Source organism: Empedobacter sp. UBA6745 (assembly GCF_002453775.1).
Classification (GTDB): Bacteria; Bacteroidota; Bacteroidia; order Flavobacteriales; family Weeksellaceae; genus Empedobacter; species Empedobacter falsenii_C.
Window position 1 is genome coordinate 1 of the sequence record NZ_DKHL01000043.1, and the last position, 18,059, is coordinate 18,059.

Annotated in this window: 13 protein-coding genes; 6 read left to right on the forward strand and 7 right to left on the reverse strand. The window is 33.9% G+C overall.

From position 1 onward, the window contains the following. Positions 1-101 precede the first annotated feature (101 nt). From B4H69_RS11880 to B4H69_RS11900, 5 genes are all read left to right on the forward strand, one after another. On the forward strand, positions 102-449 hold the full coding sequence (locus B4H69_RS11880; RefSeq protein WP_280063233.1) for a hypothetical protein: 348 nt from the start codon (positions 102-104) through the stop codon (positions 447-449). Positions 450-456: 7 nt separating this feature from the next. After that, complete coding sequence (locus B4H69_RS11885) at positions 457-837, forward strand: DUF2809 domain-containing protein (RefSeq protein ID WP_291094120.1); 381 nt, start codon at positions 457-459, stop codon at positions 835-837. Positions 838-921: 84 nt separating this feature from the next. After that, positions 922-2,901, forward strand: coding sequence for a urocanate hydratase (locus B4H69_RS11890; protein WP_291094122.1), 1,980 nt, complete (start codon positions 922-924; stop codon positions 2,899-2,901). A gap of 211 nt (positions 2,902-3,112) precedes the next feature. Further along, positions 3,113-3,985 (forward strand): pirin family protein, encoded by an 873-nt coding sequence (locus B4H69_RS11895; RefSeq protein WP_180905278.1) that lies wholly within the window; start codon positions 3,113-3,115, stop codon positions 3,983-3,985. Positions 3,986-4,009: 24 nt separating this feature from the next. Beyond that, a complete protein-coding gene (locus tag B4H69_RS11900) occupies positions 4,010-4,291 on the forward strand; it encodes a GNAT family N-acetyltransferase (protein WP_180905279.1) in 282 nt (93 codons plus the stop codon). 68 nt (positions 4,292-4,359) lie between these two features. Here the strand turns inward: B4H69_RS11900 and B4H69_RS11905 are convergent, their stop codons facing one another. From B4H69_RS11905 to B4H69_RS11935, 7 genes are all read right to left on the reverse strand, one after another. Beyond that, entirely contained in the window at positions 4,360-6,321 is a 1,962-nt protein-coding gene (locus B4H69_RS11905) for a GEVED domain-containing protein (RefSeq protein WP_180905280.1), read from the reverse strand. A gap of 167 nt (positions 6,322-6,488) precedes the next feature. Then, the gene (gene ggt / locus B4H69_RS11910) at positions 6,489-8,156 is read right to left on the reverse strand and encodes a gamma-glutamyltransferase (protein ID WP_180905281.1); all 1,668 of its coding nucleotides are present in this window, start codon (positions 8,154-8,156) and stop codon (positions 6,489-6,491) included. A 76-nt stretch (positions 8,157-8,232) separates the two neighbouring features. Continuing rightward, positions 8,233-11,034: a TonB-dependent receptor gene (locus tag B4H69_RS11915; RefSeq protein ID WP_280045791.1), complete on the reverse strand. Its 2,802-nt coding sequence runs from the start codon at positions 11,032-11,034 to the stop codon at positions 8,233-8,235. Between the two features lie 239 nt (positions 11,035-11,273). Continuing rightward, entirely contained in the window at positions 11,274-14,360 is a 3,087-nt protein-coding gene (infB, locus tag B4H69_RS11920; protein ID WP_280045792.1) for a translation initiation factor IF-2, read from the reverse strand. Between the two features lie 63 nt (positions 14,361-14,423). Continuing rightward, positions 14,424-15,659: a transcription termination factor NusA gene (gene nusA, locus B4H69_RS11925; RefSeq protein ID WP_038335048.1), complete on the reverse strand. Its 1,236-nt coding sequence runs from the start codon at positions 15,657-15,659 to the stop codon at positions 14,424-14,426. A 15-nt stretch (positions 15,660-15,674) separates the two neighbouring features. Continuing rightward, positions 15,675-16,136 carry a ribosome assembly cofactor RimP gene (rimP, locus tag B4H69_RS11930; protein ID WP_219033837.1) on the reverse strand — a complete coding sequence of 154 codons (462 nt, stop codon included), beginning with the start codon at positions 16,134-16,136 and terminating at the stop codon, positions 15,675-15,677. A 110-nt stretch (positions 16,137-16,246) separates the two neighbouring features. Beyond that, a complete protein-coding gene (locus B4H69_RS11935) occupies positions 16,247-16,732 on the reverse strand; it encodes a DUF456 domain-containing protein (protein WP_125350498.1) in 486 nt (161 codons plus the stop codon). Between the two features lie 65 nt (positions 16,733-16,797). Here B4H69_RS11935 and B4H69_RS11940 point away from each other — a divergent pair, with 65 nt between their 5' ends. After that, entirely contained in the window at positions 16,798-18,057 is a 1,260-nt protein-coding gene (locus tag B4H69_RS11940; protein ID WP_280051226.1) for a mechanosensitive ion channel family protein, read from the forward strand. The last annotated feature ends 2 nt before the right edge of the window (positions 18,058-18,059 follow it).

The window sequence follows — 18,059 nt, forward strand, 5'->3', positions numbered from 1 at the left end:
TTTTATCTTAGAATGCTCAGAGTGACAATAACAACAACGACAGTCAAGTAAATGTCATTCCGACGAATGGAGGAATCTTTTAAAAATTAGAAATAAAAAGAATGGATATTTTACAAGCTATATTAGATTTTTTCAGTGTTACAAGTTATAAAAGTGATAATTCTAAAAAAGACAAAGCAGTACTTTTTTTAATGATTTCTACTTTTTTATCTATTGCTCTTTTATTTTCTGTAAACTCAATTTATGAAAAAAATAATATTTTACTAATCATAGTTTTATTGATTATTTTCAGTTTAATATTAAGTATTTTAATTATTCTTAGTTTAATCAAATTAAAAATAATTCAACCAACAAACTTTAGTAATTTTATATTATATCTCGTTGGTTTCATATTATTTATTGGAAGTTTAACTTTATTTTTTATTGATTATTTTAAAATTATTAATTAAAAATCTAATGTTCAAATTCGATAAAAAATCATTCATCATAGCAATTATTATCTTTTTGATTGAAGTAATTATTGCGTTGTACATCAAAGACAAAATCATTCGTCCTTTTGTTGGTGATATTTTAGTCGTGATTTTCATTTACTATTTTATCAAAGCATTTATCAACACAAAAACGATTAACATTGCAATTTTTACATTGTTTTTTTCTTTTGTAGTAGAAATTTTACAATATTTCAATTTTGTAGAAATGATTGGCTTAGGACATAACAAAGCAGCTCGAATAATTATCGGAACATCTTTTTCGTGGATCGATTTACTATGTTATTTCATCGGATTTATTCTATTATTTTTTATTGATAAAGATTTGAAGAAAAAAAATGTAATTTGAACGAGATTCCTCAACAAGCTCAGAATAACAACAATAAATCGTAAAACTTATAACGTTTAACGCAAAACATAAAAACACAAAAAAATGACTTTTCAAGAACAAATAAAACAAGGTATTCCTTCTGTTTTACCTCAAAAAAAAGACAGAAATCCAAACGTAAGTCACGCACCAAAGCGTAAAGAAATATTATCGGAAGACGAAAAAAAATTAACATTAAAAAATGCGTTACGTTATTTCGAACCAAAAGATCATGCAGAATTAATTCCAGAATTTAAACAAGAATTAGAAGATTTCGGACGAATCTACATGTATCGTTTGATGCCTGATTACAAAATTTTTGCTCGTCCAATTACAGATTATCCAGGAAATTCGGAACAAGCAAAAGCCATTCAATTAATGATTCAAAATAACTTGGATCACGCTGTTGCGCAACATCCAGAAGAATTGATTACTTATGGAGGAAACGGTGCTGTTTTCCAAAACTGGGCGCAATATCTATTAACAATGAAATATTTGTCTGAAATGACAGAAGAGCAAACCTTGGTGATGTATTCTGGACATCCGATGGGATTATTTCCTTCACACAAAAATGCACCGCGAGTTGTCGTTACAAATGGAATGGTAATCCCGAATTATTCGAAACCGGATGATTGGGAAAAGATGAATGCACTAGGCGTTTCTCAATACGGGCAAATGACCGCAGGAAGTTATATGTACATTGGTCCGCAAGGAATTGTTCATGGAACAACGATTACCGTTTTGAATGGTTGTCGCAAAATCGATAATGAAGGTACGGCTGGTAAATTATTTGTAACGGCAGGACTTGGTGGAATGTCAGGTGCTCAACCGAAAGCGGGAAATATCGCAGGTGTTGTTTCTGTAACTGCCGAAGTAAACCCTGCTGCGACATACAAACGTCATGAACAAGGTTGGGTGGACGAAGTGATTACTGATTTGGATGAATTAGTTGCTCGTGTGCGCGAAGCCAAAGAAAATAAAGAAGTTGTTTCGATTGCTTATGACGGAAATGTGGTGGATGTTTGGGAAAAATTTGACCAAGAAAATCTATACATTGATTTAGGTTCAGATCAAACATCTTTGCATAATCCTTGGGCGGGCGGATATTATCCTGTTGGATTATCATTTGATGAAGCCAATGAAATGATGGCAAATAATCCTGAATTATTCAAAGAGAAAGTACAAGAATCGTTGCGTCGTCATGCAGATTCGGTGAATAAACATACCGCAAAAGGAACGTATTTCTTCGATTATGGAAATGCCTTTTTGTTAGAAGCTTCTCGTGCTGGTGCTGATGTAATGGCAGAAAATAATATCGATTTTAAATATCCTTCGTACGTGCAAGACATTATGGGGCCAATGTGTTTCGATTTTGGATTTGGACCTTTCCGTTGGGTTTGTACATCTGGAAAACCAGAAGATTTACAAAAAACAGATGAAATTGCTTGTCAAGTTTTAGAAGAAATCATGCAACATTCTCCGAAGGAAATTCAGCAACAAATGCAAGATAATATTACGTGGATAAAAGGAGCACAAGAAAACAAATTGGTTGTTGGATCTCAAGCACGTATTTTATATGCTGATGCTGAAGGAAGAATTAAAATTGCGAAAGCTTTCAACGATGCTATTGCGAAAGGTGAAATCGGAGCAGTTGTTTTAGGACGTGATCATCATGATGTTTCTGGAACAGATTCTCCTTTCCGTGAAACATCTAATATTTATGATGGCTCAAAATTCACAGCTGATATGGCGATTCACAATGTCATTGGCGACAGTTTCCGTGGTGCAACTTGGGTTTCTATTCACAACGGCGGAGGCGTTGGTTGGGGAGAAGTAATCAATGGAGGTTTCGGAATGTTGCTAGACGGTTCTTCAGATGCTGAACAACGTTTAAAATCAATGTTGCATTGGGATGTGAACAATGGAATTGCTCGTCGCTCTTGGGCAAGAAACGAAGAAGCTATTTTTGCGATAAAACGCGCAATGGAAGAAGAACCATTATTAAAAGTTACTTTACCAAATATCATTGATGAAGATTTATTATAATGATTAACTTCAAACTATAAAAGCATCTCAATTGAGATGCTTTTATAGTTTTAATAACTTAATGCGATCCTGAAACGAGTTCAGGATGACTTTACTTATATCTAAAATCATTCATAATCAAGTAAATCACTTCTTAACCTACATCAATATAATCAACTATTTAGCTTCGTAAATTTGTATAACAAAAATAAAAACATAGAAAAAAATCATTATGAATACAAAAAATATAGAAGCAGTAATTGCGCCAAGAGAGCCACATTTTGTAGGAGACGGTTTTAGAGTTCATAACTTCATTCCAAGTGGATATAATTTAGATATGAGAAGAACGGATCCATTTATTATGTTAGATTACAATTCAAAATTTCATTTTCCAGCAACAGACAAACCAAAAGGTGTTGGCGTGCATCCACACCGTGGTTTCGAAACTGTAACTATTGCTTATGAAGGAAGCGTTTCTCATCATGATAGTTCTGGAGGAGGAGGAACAATTCATCAAGGAGATGTACAATGGATGACAGCAGCTTCTGGTGTTTTACACAAAGAATATCATGCAGAAGAATTTTATAAACAAGGTGGAATTTTTCAAATGGTTCAATTGTGGGTAAATCTTCCTGCAAAAGACAAAATGAGCGCACCAAAATATCAAGCAATTGAACATAAAGATATTCCAACTGTAGAAGTTGAAAATGGTTTTATCGAAGTTATTGCTGGTGAATATAACCAAACAAAAGGTGCTGCATCAACATTTTCTCCTGTTAATATGCTGAATGCAAAATTGAATGAAGGCGGAAAAGCTAATTTTAGTTTTCCTGCAAATTACAATACCGTTTTATTAGTTATTGATGGAGAAGTAAAAGTGAACAACCAAGAAATTGTTCCAACTGATCACTTATTATTGTTTACAAATGAAGGCGAAGATTTCTCAATTGAAGCAACAGAAAATAGTGTGGTATTAATTTTGAGTGGAGAACCTCTTAATGAGCCAATAGCTTCTTATGGTCCTTTTGTGATGAATACACAAGAGCAAATTCGCGAAGCTTTTGAGGATTTTAATAACGGAAAATTTGGTACTTTAGAAGATTAATAAACAACTTAAAAAATAAAACTCATGGAAATTAAACAAATTGATGATAAGAAAAATGGTGCTTTTGTCGTTTTAGATGGCGATAAAAAAGCTGGAGAAATGGCTTACGTTTGGGCTGGTAATGATAAAATTATTATCGATCATACAGAGGTTGACGAAGCATATGGTGGACAAGGTGTTGGTAAAAAAGCTTTATTAGCCTTAGTAGATTGGGTGAGAAAAGATAATATCAAAGTAATTCCTTTATGTCCTTTCGCAAAGGCACAGTTTGATAAAAATCCAGAAATTAGAGACGTTTTATCATAAAAAAACAAAAGGCTATTCGATTAGAATAGCCTTTTTTCATTATTAGTGTTAATTCGTCAAAGATTTATTTAATCTTTGATGATTTTTTGTGTAACAATTCCTTCAGTAGTCTCAATATTTATTATATAAACTCCTTTTGGTAAATGAGAAACATTAACCTGAGGATTCATTTTATTTAATTGTTTATTGTAAACTTCTTGCCCAGCCATATTAATAATTCTTACATTTTTTACCATTGATTTAGAATCGATTGATAAAATATTTTTAACTGGATTTGGATAGATTTTAAGATCTTTTGAATTTATATCAGACATCCCTAAATTTTCTATAAAATTAACCGAGTAATCTTCACTTTGTCCATAAGCATAAGTAGTAGAGCAAGGGTTATCTGGTACCAATCTATATGTCTTCATAATACGCATACGCGTTTTACCTAATTTAGCATTCTCAGGAAGAGTTACTGATTTTGTAACAGTTTTACCATCTGCTCCTGTAGAACCTGTAATTGCACCAACATAATATCCTTCAGTATCTGGATTGAATATTCCATCTTGATTTAAGTCAAAGTAAACAACAAACTCACTAGTTTCTGTTATTCCATTTGTATTTCCTGCTACTGTAATATCGTATGTACCTCCTTGTTTTAAATCTGTCGATTGATCTAAAAAATATTCGTTCTCATTTGCTGTTACATAATTGGTTGTAGTATTATCAATCGTACCAATTTTTACTTTTGTAATAGGTTCTACAATCGCTGTAAATCTAGGTGTACAATAAGAATCTTTTACATAGACTTTGAATGATGCTGAATTAATTACTTTACCTTCAGCATCAACTAAATTGTAAGCAACCGTTGTAATTCCCATAGGAAATTTAGCTCCTGACTCTAAACCATTCACTAAAACTAATTTATAATCTGGACAATCAGAAGTAACTTCATAATTCACCGCAACAGAAGTTTCTCCTAATTTTGATTGAACTTCAATATCAGATGGAACAGTTATATTACATTCCTTTGTATCGAAATAACCATTCAATTTCACTATCCAACCAGGAACAAGATTTCCATTTCCAATTTCATTTCCTCCAATAAAATCCCCATTTTCAGAAACGACACTTGCTGTTCCTAATTTTCCTCCTGGAATTGTGACTTCTATCCCTTGCTCTATTAATAGATCCTTGATTAATTTTGGCTGATCTCCTAGAGAAGAATGATAAATAATAGCATCACGATCAGAAACCATATTTTGAACATATCCTACCAAAATTCCATTTGAAGAACTTATAAAAGTTCCTGTTCTATAACCTGCTGGTAAATCAAATATTTTATATTCGTTTGTATTTAAATTATACATAAATGGTTTTAAACCTACCTCTCCCACTGCAATACCATTATCGTCTACATGCCAAATATGATTATTTATAGGAATAGCATAATCTGTTAGTAGTTTTTCTAACTGACCATCTTTTTTTATAACTGCTAACTCTCTAAAAGTTCCATTAAGATCAGCATCAATCCAACCAACAGTTGTCCCTTCATTATTTACACTATAACCAGCTCCGTATTTGTATCCATTAGGAATTATATTTTTTAATTCTTTTGTTTGAATATCATAGATAAAAGGTACGGATTTCATCTGTCCTACAATATAGCGTCCATTACTACTTATAGAATATACAGTAACTGCATCATCTTTAACTAAATTAGGAAAAACTCCTGTTGAAACCCATTCAGTTGTTCCAGCTAATTTATATACAGGATGAACTAAATCATTAATTTTACTTGTTCCAACGATATCTCCCTTTTCATTCATATTCGCATAACTGATGATACCATTATCTATTTTAACAAATGAATTTGTTTCATAATTATAAGTGTATCCAATCATAACGGCATTACCATTGTTAGCTATGCCTCGAATTCCTGACCTAGGAATATCCATTGCTCTAAGTTCCATCTTTTGCGCATATAAACTAGAAGATATAAAGAGTAAAGCAATAAATTTTTCAAGAATAAAATTTCTTCTCATGTTTTGTAATTTTTATCAAATGAAAACAAATATTAAAAAAAATCACAATACAGCTATACTAATATTCGTGAATTTCAAATCTATTTTCCGAATAAATAAAACTTAAAATATTGATAATCTGCAAAATACAAAACAAACAATTATTTACAATTTTATAATTCATTCGATTAATATCCCACTGCTTTGTCGTCTCCGCGTGGATCTGCACCAGCTTGATATGTTCCGTCTTTGTTGACCAAAATTCCTTCTACACGTCCATAAGGTTTACGCTCTTTCAACGTATAGCCTTTTTGTTTTAACGATTCACGAACGTTTTCTGAAATTGCATTTGGTTCGTAATCGATTTGATCTGGTAACCATTGATGATGAAATCTTGGTGCTGCAACAGCTTCTTGCATCGTCATTCCGAAATCAACAACATTCAAAATTGCTTGAAAAACAGACGTAATAATTGTAGAACCACCTGGTGTTCCCACAACCATAAACAATTTACCATCTTTCTCTAAAATCGAAGGCGTCATCGAACTTAACATTCTTTTCGAAGGCTCTATCGCATTGGCTTTTCCTCCAACCAAACCATACAAATTTGGTGTACCTGGTTTTACAGAAAAATCATCCATTTCATCATTCAACAAAAAACCTGCACCTTCTACAACAACCAAAGATCCGTACGAATTATTCAACGTTGTGGTTACAGAAGCCGCATTTCCATCTTTATCAACAATCACATAATGCGTCGTTTCCATCGATTCTTTACCGATTATTTCACCCGCTTTGATTGCTGAACTTGATGTTGCTTTATCAAACGAAAAATCTTTCATTCGATTCACATTATAACTTTTATCTAATAATTGTTTTTGCGGAACTTTTATAAAATCTGGATCACCTAAATGCTCTGCGCGATCTGCATAAACGCGACGCTCTGCTTCTACCATCACTTGAATTGTAGAATCTGCCTGAAATCCCCATTTATTAATTGGATAATCTTCGATTGATTGAAATAACGAAACCAACGCAATTCCTCCACTTGAAGGCGGCGGCATCGAAATCACTTTAAGACCTTTATAATTTCCAGAAACTGGCGTTCTCCAAACCGATTGATATTCTTTTAAATCTTCGTGCGAAATAATTCCATTCCCACGTTTCATTTCTTTTACAATTAAATCGGCTGTTTTTCCTTCATAAAAACCAGCTCGACCTTTTTGCTGAATTAATTTTAACGTATTAGCTAAATCTTTTTGAATTAGTAAATCACCTTCTTTCCAAGATGATTTAGACGTTAAAGCATTCGTTTTTGAATTATATTTTACAAAATCATTATGCTTATTTGTCAGTTCGCTCGCTTGTTGCTTTGTTATTTTAAATCCTTTTTGAGCTAAATTAATAGCTGGCTGAACTAATTCTTTCCAATTTAATTTACCATACTTTTCATGCGCTTTTACCATTCCGTCGACAGTTCCGGGAACACCTGCAGCAAATTGTCCATACAAACTAAGATCAGTAATTGCATTGCCGTTTTTGTCCCAATACATATCTTCACTCGCTTTCAAAGGTGCTTTTTCACGATAATCTAACGCATCAGTCTTTCCTTTTGCATCACGATAAACCAAAAATCCACCGCCACCAATATTTCCTGCATTTGGATAAACAACCGCCAACGCAAACTGAACTGCAATTGAAGCGTCAATCGCATTTCCACCTTTTTTCAGAATTTCAACTCCAACTTTTGAAGCTTCGGGATGAGCCGTTACAACAACTCCATTTTTGTAAGATTCTTGCGCATTCAGCTGAATAATCGCGAAGAAAGAAACTATAATAAATGATATTTTTTTCATAAAATCGATTTAAACAAAAATACCAAACCTTCATCAATTAAGACAAAGATTTGGTAAAACATATAAACTATTTAAATTATAAACTTAATGATAAACGAGCGAAAGCAAAGCGTCCTCCAGTTCCGAATTGTTGTCCAGTACGTGAATACACAAAATATCCTGCTCCTCTATTTCCTCCAATTTTCGTTTCATCAGGATAAATATCAAATAAATTATTTGCACCGATTGTTAACGAAATATTTTTGTTGAAAGCATAGCCGAAACTCAAATCTGTTACAACTTTTCCGCTAAAAGTTTGCGAATCTGCCACCGTATTTGTCGCCGCATCAACCTCTCCGAAATACACATTTCTTAAGTAAACATTCCATTTATCCAATGAATAATTCAGTGATAAATTGATTTTTGTACGAGGAATAGCTGATTCTAAATAAATACGACTCGAACGATCAAAATAAGTAGACTCTTTTCCTTTTAATAAATCCGAAGCATGAACGTCGCCCACAACATTTGTTTTACTAAAAGTCGCCGATAAATCTCCACGTAATTTTCCTGCGCCTAAACGATCTTGATACGTCAAAACAACATCTATTCCTTTGGTTTCAGTATCAATTGCATTTGCGAAGAAACGAGCCGAAGTTGCATTTGCTTGTTGCAATAATTCGTAAATCTCTTTGTCTTGAGCTGATGCATTTGCTGCATTGCTTCCTGTGAAAGATCCTGTGTAAATGATTCGGTCATCAATTCTGATGAAATATCCATCAACACTCAATTTGAATTTTCCCCAATTTGCCGTTGCTCCAGCCGAAACTGATTTCGATTTTTCTTCGTTCAATTGTGGAATTCCTAATAATTTTGCAGCACGACTATCGTTTGTAAAAGTTCCTGAATTAGAAATTGCTCCATCTAAGAATAAACTTGAAGTTGCGCTAAAATATAATTGATGTAAAGATGGTGCTCTAAATCCTGTACTTGCAGCCGCTCTCAACACATAGTTTCCTAATTTGTATCGAGTCGAAATTTTTCCATTTAATGTTGATCCAAAATCTGAATAATCTTCGTAACGTAACGCAGCAGCTACCAAGAAATCTTTCGTAAAATTAAATTCAGTATCTAAATACGCCGCAACAGAATGACGATTTGCATTGACTTCGTTCGCTGGTAAAAATCCAGGAAAAGCTTGCGCTCCGCCTGCTAAAGCAGTACCATTTGCAGCAAATAAAGTATTGATATTTCCATTAAAATCTTGTACATAAATTGGCTTTCCATTTCCGTCTACACCAATTTGACGAACTTTACCATAATTCGCATAAGATGATTCTTCACCTCCTACTATTTGATAATTTTCATAACGAAATTCTGCACCAAAAGCGACATTAATTCCAGCTAAAACATCATCAAAAAAACGCGTAAAATCTAGGTTGGTTGTATTCTGCGTAAAACGATATCCACCAGCTTCAAAAGATGTTGGCGAAGATTCTTTCATTGATGCGTTAACTGTATTTTTGACTCCAAAATCGATGGTATTATTTCCGTATGTATTCGAAAAATCAACTTTCCAACCGTTAATTTCACTACGAATTCCCGCTGCTAAAGAGCGATCGTAATTATTAGTTTGAATTAATGGTAAAAATCCATTTGGATAAATTGACGCTACTGTTTGATGTAACTGAGCAGGCTGACGACGAAAAGCCGCCGATTCACCCAAACGATAATTTAATCCTCCAAATGCATAAATTTCGGTTTTATCTGAAACTGGAAAAAGTGAATTAATAAAAATCGCTCCTCCTTCATTTTTTGATTGTCCAATGCGCGAAACATAATCAGCACGCGTTTCTCCACGACGCGCTAATTCTTCCTCTGTAATATCTTTTCCAGTTGGATTTGGGTATAAATCTGGTCGATTATAATCTGAGAAAATTGTTCCTGTAAATTCTTTTTGGCGATTGAATGGTTGACGCTTGTCGTAAGAACCTGCAACATTTACAAATCCTCCTTTTTCACCCACTTTTACACCATAATTTACATTCGCTTGAAAAGTTTCACCATCAAAATTATCTTCTGCATTTTTCGAAAGATTTCCTCCATACGAAATTGACGCACGTAGTTTATCTGTCGAATCTTCTAAGACAATATTAATCACACCTGCAATCGCATCAGAACCATATTGGGCAGCAGCTCCATCTCGAAGAATTTCAATTCTTTTGATCGCAGAAGTTGGAATCGCATTCAAATCTGTACCAACAGAACCTTTACCAAACGAACCATTAATATTAACCAATGATGTTGTATGACGACGCTTTCCGTTAATCAAAACCAGTACTTGATCTGGTCCTAAACCACGCAAAGAAGCAGGATCTATATGATCTGTTCCGTCAGAAATAACTTGCGTATTCGAGCTAAAAGATGGCGCAACATAATTTAAGATTTGATTCAACGAAACTTGTCCTACTTCTTTTGTCACCTCTTTAATATCTATCACATCAACTGGTGTTGAAGAATCTAATTGTGTACGTCCAACTGCACGTGAACCAATCAAAACGACTTCGCTAAGATCAGTATCCGAATTGATTGATTGTAAAAAGAAATCTAAAGAAACTTCATTTTCATCAAGCACATTAATCGTTTGCGTCGTTGTTGGCTCACCTATTTTTGAAACAATAATTTCATACTTCCCAGGCTCTAACGTTAATTGATATAAACCATCTGCATCTGTTGTCGTCGTAATATTTGTTCCTTTTACATTAACCGTTGCTTGATCGATTGGTCCATTTATATCTTCAACCGTACCTGTGACTTTAGTTTGGGCGAATAAAAATGTTCCGCCGAAAAGAGCAGTTAGAAAAAATATTTTTTTGAGTGAGTATAATTTCTTGTTCATATTTACAATTTTAAAAGTCTAGCAAATTTATAGACTTTATAGAATATAAAACAAGTCGTTTTTAAATAAAATAAAAGAAAACTTTAAATTAACGTTAAACAGAGATTCTATTCTAAAAATAAGATTAATAACAGAATATAATTCTATATAACAAGTAGAGTATTGATTTTTATTAAATAAAATTTCATAAAAAAAGGAGCTCAAATTGAGCTCCTTTTAAAATATTTGTTGAGAATTGATTATTTCAATTTCTTTTTAACCTCTACAGTTTCGTAAGCTTCGATAATGTCACCTACTTGAATATCGTTGAAGTTTTTGATGTTAAGACCACATTCGTAACCTTTACTAACTTCTTTCACGTCATCTTTGAAACGTTTCAATGAAGCTAATTCACCATCGTGGATTACAACTCCGTCACGAATGATACGAATACTAGAGTTTCTGTAAACTTTACCGTCTAAGACCATACATCCAGCAATAGTACCAACTTTCGTTACTTTGAATGTTTCACGAACCTCAATATTACCTGTTACTTGCTCTTTCAACTCTGGAGATAACATTCCTTCCATCGCTTCTTTGATCTCTTCGATCGCAGCATAAATAATTGAGTAAGTTCTAATTTCAACTTCTTCTTTTTCTGCAATATCACGAGCAGATCCACCAGGACGAACATTAAATCCGATAATAATCGCATCTGAAGCAGAAGCTAATAATACGTCAGATTCTGTAATTTGTCCAACTCCTTTATGTAAGATGTTAACAATAATTTCTTCTGTTGAAAGTTTTTGTAAAGAGTCTGTTAATGCTTCTACAGAACCATCCACGTCCCCTTTCAAGATAATATTCAACTCTTTGAAATCTCCTAAAGCGATACGACGTCCAATCTCATCAAGTGTGATGTGTTTTTGTGTACGAATAGTTTGCTCACGTTGTAATTGATCTCTACGAGTTGCAATTTGTTTCGCTTCGCGTTCGTCTTCGTAAACTTTGAACTTATCACCTGCAGTTGGCGCACCTGCTAATCCTAATATTGTAACTGGTGTTGATGGTCCAGCAACTTTGATATTGTTGCCACGCTCATCTAACATTGCACGAACTTTACCATGGTGAGATCCTGCTAATACATAATCTCCGATGTGTAATGTACCTGTTTGTACAATAATTGTCGAAACATATCCGCGTCCTTTGTCTAATGCAGCTTCTACAACTGTACCAGATGCTTTACGTTTTGGATTCGCTTTAAGGTCTAATACCTCAGCTTCTAATAATACTTTTTCTAATAAATCTTCTACTCCTAAACCAGATTTAGCCGAGATTTCTTGAGATTGGTAAGTCCCACCCCAGTCTTCAACTAATAAGTTCATTTGAGCTAATTGCTCTTTTACTTTTTCTGGATTAGCTGCTGGTTTATCAACTTTGTTGATTGCGAATACCATTGGTACTCCAGCTGCTTGAGCGTGAGAAATTGCTTCACGCGTTTGTGGCATGATTTGGTCATCGGCCGCAATCACAATAATTGCAATATCCGTTACCTGAGCACCACGAGCACGCATCGCTGTAAAGGCCTCGTGACCTGGTGTATCTAAGAACGCTACACGTTTACCACTTGGCAATGTTACGTTGTACGCACCAATATGTTGTGTAATACCTCCAGACTCACCAGCAATTACGTTTGCTTTACGAACATAATCTAATAAAGATGTTTTACCGTGGTCAACGTGTCCCATTACAGTTACGATTGGCGCACGAGTTACTAAATCTTCTTCGTTATCGATTTCTTCTTCTTCAGTTGAGATTTCTTCTTCAGCATTAGCAAATACTGCTTCGAATCCAAAATCATCTGCAACTAATTGAATTGTATCCGCTTCAAGACGTTGGTTCATGGTAACCATGATTCCCAATGACATACATGCAGAGATAACTTCTGTAACAGAAACATCCATTAACGAAGCTAATTCGTTAACCGTTACAAATTCTGTTACATGTAAAGTTTTGTCCATGTCCATTGCTTCTTGCTCTTGCTCAGCAAACTCACGACGTTCTTTACGTTTGTCTCTTCTGTGTTTAGCCCCTTTAGATCCTTTTCCTTTATTAGTAAGTTTATCTAAAGTGTCTTTAATTTGTTTTTTAACATCTTCGTCAGAAAGCTCTACTTGAGGAACTCTTGGTCCACGGTTGTTTCCACCTCTAAAGTTTCCACCACCTTGACGATTACCACCTTGTCCACCTTGACGATTTCCGCCTTGACCTCCTGGGCGATTTCCTCCTTGTCCTTGACTTCCTTGACGGTTGTTATTATTTCCTCCTCCGTGGTTGTTATTACCACCTTGACGGTTATTATTATTTCCTCCTCCGTGGTTGTTGTTACCACCTTGACGATTGTTATTGTTTCCTCCGTTTTCTCCAGCTTTTGCTACATCTTCTGGTTTAACGTTTTTCTGGATACGTTTGCGCTTTTTCTTGTCAGCAGCGTTATTAGCACCTTTTTGATTCCCTTTTTTATCGTCAGTTTTTTTCTTATCAAATTTAGATAAGTCAATCTTTGCACCTGTAAAATTAGGTCCATCTAATTTTGTGTAGACAGTTTCAATTTTTTGAGGTTCAACTGCTGCTACTTCTTCAATTTCTTCTTTCTTCACTTCAGGCTTCGCTTCCGTTTTTATTTCAGGCTTTTTAACCTCTTCCACCTTTTTAGGTTCTTCTTTCTTCACCTCTTTTTTAACTTCCGCCTTCGGTGCTTCCGCCTTTTTAGGTTCTGCTTGCTCTTTTTTAGGAGCTGGAGAATCTTGCTTTTTAGGTTTACCTGTATTATTTATTTTATCAAGATCAATAACCTTAATCACTTTTGGTCCTTTCGGTTCAGCTTTTGATTCGGTTTTAGGTTCAGCTTTTGGAGCTTCCTCTTTCTTGATTTCTTCTTTCATCACCTCTTCTTTTACCGCAGTTTTTTCTACTTTGGCTTTAGGTTTCAAAGCATCTAAGTCTATTTTTCCAACAGTCTTTGGTCCTTCCAATTCAACTTTCGTCGTTTCAATGATTTCAGGTTTCTTTTCTACTGGTTTTTCAGTTGCAGCTTTTGCTTCTGCTTCTTTTTTCTCAGCGGCTTTGATATCTGAAATTTTGTTAATGACTACTTCACCGGAAGCTTGCTTTTGTTTAGCATCAGATCGGAACTCATTAACTAAAATATCGTAAGTTGGCACATCGATTTTAGAGTTCGGATTTTTTTCTACTGTTGTACCCTTCCCTTCTAAAAAATCAACAGCTCTATCTATTGATATATTTAATTCTTTTAATACTTTACTTAATCTTATTGTTTCCGACATATGAAGCTAATCTCTTATTTTAATGTTTGCAAATGTATGAATTGTTTATGACTTGAGTATGAATTAATCTTCAAACTCTTCTTTTAACACACGGATAACGTCTAAGATCGTCTCTTCTTCTAAATCCGTACGTTTGATTAAATCATCAACATCTTGTTCTAAAATACTTTTGGCAGTATCTAACCCGATAGCACTAAATGCTTCGATTACCCATGCATCGATTTCGTCTGAGAATTCTGATAATTCTACGTCTTCGTCTTGGGCTCCTTCTCTGAAAATATCAATTTCCATTCCAACTAATTTAGAAGCTAAACGAACATTGTAACCTCCTTTACCAATTGCTTTCGAAACTTCGTCTGCATTTACGTAAACTAAGGCTTTGTTTTCTTCTTCATTAATTTCGATATTCGAAATTTTAGCTGGGCTTAAAGCGCGTTGAATAAACAAACTCATGTTGTTTGTGTAGTTGATTACGTCGATATTCTCGTTACGTAATTCGCGTACAATTGAATGGATACGAGATCCTTTCATTCCGACACAAGCTCCTACTGGATCGATACGATCGTCGTAAGATTCTACTGCAACTTTTGCTTTATCTCCAGGGATACGAACTACATTTTTGATTGTAATTAATCCGTCTAAAATTTCTGGAATTTCTTGTTCAAATAATTTCTCTAAGAATTTTGGTGATGTTCTAGATAAAATAATTTGAGGTTTTGCTCCTCTTAATTTTACGTCATCTACAACTGCACGTAATGTATCTCCTTTTCTGAAAAAATCTGATGGTATTTGATTTTCTTTTGGTAAAATCATTTCGTTTTGTTCGTCATCCATAATAATCACTTGTTTGTGACGTACATAGTGGATTTCTCCCGAAACTACTTCTCCAATTAAACCTTTAAATTTCTCGTATAAATTAGAGTTATCATGCTCCATTACTTTAGAAACCAATGTTTGGCGTAATGTTAAAATCGCACGACGACCTAATGCTTCGATCGGAATTTTTTCCGATACTTCTTCACCTACTTCAAAATCTGGCTCAATTTTACGTGCTTCAGATAATTCGATATCTGTTGCGTCGTCTTCTGAGAAACCGTCTTCTACAACGATACGGTTGTGCCAAATCTCTAAGTCTCCTTTATCAGGATTTACAATAATATCAAAGTTATCATCTGTACCATATTTCTTTTTCAAAACACTTTTCAGGGTTTCTTCTAAGATTGCCATCAGCGTAATACGGTCGATGTTCTTATCGTCTTTAAAATCTCCAAAAGATTCAATTAATGCAAGATTGTCCATTAAACTTTAATTTTTTTAAAAGGTGACTTTTATAATCGCTTTCTTAATGTCAGCGTAATTTATTTTTTCTTCGTGTTCTACTGTAATTTTTCCTTTTCCTACAGGTTTTGGTTCGCGTGCTTCCCAAAAAATTGTAACACCTTCTTCATCGGCTTCTACAATTTCGCCTTCCATCACTTTGTCGCTTAATGTAGCTTCTAAAGTTCTTCCTACATTTTTGGCAAATTGACGTGGCATGGTTAGGTTACTTCCTACACCAGGAGAGGAAACCTCTAATGCAAAGTCACATTCTTCTCTATCAAGATTATGCTCTACATGTCGGCTTATTCTTACAATTTCTTCGACTGAAAGACCTTCGTCTCCATCTGCTAAAATTACAATTTTATCATCTGGAGTGATTTTCCAATCGATAAGAAACAATGACGGATTTTCCGCAATTGCTTCGTCTATCAGCTGTTTTACTTTACTTGAATCCATATACAACGAAAAAGAGAGCTATAACCAGCCCTCCTCCATTTATTCCTTTAAATTCTTTGCAAATATAGGTCATTTTTTTTTATTGACCTAATTTCAACCATTTAATCTGATTAATTCATCAATTGATATACAAATATTCCGATAAATATTAACGTTAAAATAATGTCGTAACCTGTTGTTAAAATAAATCCTACAAAAGATCCGAAAGCAGATTTTAATGCAACTTTTGGCGAAGCCGCAGTAAAAATTAATTCGCCTAATAATGCTCCCAGAAAAGGACCTACAATAAAACCAATTGGTGGAAAAAATAATCCGATGATTAATCCGATAATAGATCCCCAAATTCCGTATTTGGTTCCACCTAATTTTTTGGTCATGTAAGCTGGTAATAAATAATCTAAAAGCGCACCTAATAACACAAAAAGTCCTGCAATAATTATCGTTCCCCAATTGTAACTACAATCACCACTGAATTTGAAAACCAATAATCCGACCAATGCCAAAGGTGCTCCTGGTAAAACTGGCAAAACAGTTCCGACCAAACCAACAACCAATAAAATTCCACTAATAAGATTTAGTATACTATCGTTATCCATTATTTTAGTATTTTTAAAACTGTAACTTTGCACAAACAAATCTATTTAAACTCAATTCACAGCTTATGCAAGATAAATCTTTTTATGAAGAATTTTCTGATGGTGTAAAATTTTTTTTCAATCAATATTTCAAAATTGATTTGTCTGAAAATCTTTTTAATTTCTTAGAAATTGTCTCTTGGATAGCTATTCTTTTTGTGTTAGATTTTGTGCTAAGAGCTATTATTCTTCCGCTTCTAAAAAAACTGAAAAATTTCACCGAAAACGATTGGTTGAAGTTTTTGTACAAAAACAAAGTCTTTGTTTCAGCTATTCATCTCATTCCAATCAGTTTTGCATTAAGCATGAATGTTATTTTGTTCAAGAATGAAGGAAATATTTTTCATGTTGTTCAACGCATTACACAACTTATTTCATTAATCGTTTTTACGCAACTTATTTTCCGAGTTATCAATACAATTATTGATGTGTACAACGAAGAAAATAGTTATACAACAGTTGGAGTGCGAACTTTTGGGCAAATGTTGAAGTTTATTATCACGTTTTTTGCGATTATTTCTGGAATAATGATTTTGTTTACGGTTGATAAAAACACAATTATTACCGTTCTCGGAGCTTTAACCGCAGCTGTTTTATTGATTTTTCGTGATGCAATTTTCGGATTTGTTTCTGGTTTGCAAATCTCCTATTCTAAAATTGTAAAAGTTGGCGATTGGATTACCGTTTCCAAAGGCGATATTGAAGGAACAGTAAAAGAAATTAACATCAATTTAGTAAAAATTGAGAAGTTTGATAAATCTATTGCAACGGTTCCAACTGTAGATTTGGTATCGTCTCAGGTAACCAATCATATGGCGATGTTGGCAACTGGAACACGTCAAATAAAACGTTCTGTTTCGTTTAATGTAAATTCGTTTCAGTTTTGTAACGAAGAAATGTTAAATCGTTTCGAAAATATTACTTTAATTCATCATTATATTCAACAAAAACGTCACGAAATCTCTATCTATAATCAAAACATTGAAAATTCTGATTTAGATATTAATGGTAAAAACTTAACCAATATTGGTGTTTTTAGAATTTATGTTGAACATTATTTAAAAAGTTTGAAAACAGTTTCGCAAAATGATCCAATTATCGTAAAACAATTACCTGTTTCTCCGCTTGGAATGCCCATAGAAATTGGATGTTTTACAACTTCGGCAAGCAATTTGGAGTTTGAAAGAATTCAGTCTGATATTTTCGATCATTTGTTAACAGCTTGTCGTAAATTTGACTTAGAAATTATGCAAAGCATTTCGCTTTCTGATATAAAAAAATTATAATA

Coding starts and splice junctions, on each gene's coding strand:
- B4H69_RS11880 (WP_280063233.1), top strand. CDS start 102: ATGGATATTTTACAAGCTATATTAGATTTTTTCAGTGTTACAAGTTAT.
- B4H69_RS11885 (WP_291094120.1), top strand. CDS start 457: ATGTTCAAATTCGATAAAAAATCATTCATCATAGCAATTATTATCTTT.
- B4H69_RS11890 (WP_291094122.1), top strand. CDS start 922: ATGACTTTTCAAGAACAAATAAAACAAGGTATTCCTTCTGTTTTACCT.
- B4H69_RS11895 (WP_180905278.1), top strand. CDS start 3,113: ATGAATACAAAAAATATAGAAGCAGTAATTGCGCCAAGAGAGCCACAT.
- B4H69_RS11900 (WP_180905279.1), top strand. CDS start 4,010: ATGGAAATTAAACAAATTGATGATAAGAAAAATGGTGCTTTTGTCGTT.
- B4H69_RS11905 (WP_180905280.1), bottom strand. CDS start 6,321: ATGAGAAGAAATTTTATTCTTGAAAAATTTATTGCTTTACTCTTTATA.
- ggt (WP_180905281.1), bottom strand. CDS start 8,156: ATGAAAAAAATATCATTTATTATAGTTTCTTTCTTCGCGATTATTCAG.
- B4H69_RS11915 (WP_280045791.1), bottom strand. CDS start 11,034: ATGAACAAGAAATTATACTCACTCAAAAAAATATTTTTTCTAACTGCT.
- infB (WP_280045792.1), bottom strand. CDS start 14,360: ATGTCGGAAACAATAAGATTAAGTAAAGTATTAAAAGAATTAAATATA.
- nusA (WP_038335048.1), bottom strand. CDS start 15,659: ATGGACAATCTTGCATTAATTGAATCTTTTGGAGATTTTAAAGACGAT.
- rimP (WP_219033837.1), bottom strand. CDS start 16,136: ATGGATTCAAGTAAAGTAAAACAGCTGATAGACGAAGCAATTGCGGAA.
- B4H69_RS11935 (WP_125350498.1), bottom strand. CDS start 16,732: ATGGATAACGATAGTATACTAAATCTTATTAGTGGAATTTTATTGGTT.
- B4H69_RS11940 (WP_280051226.1), top strand. CDS start 16,798: ATGCAAGATAAATCTTTTTATGAAGAATTTTCTGATGGTGTAAAATTT.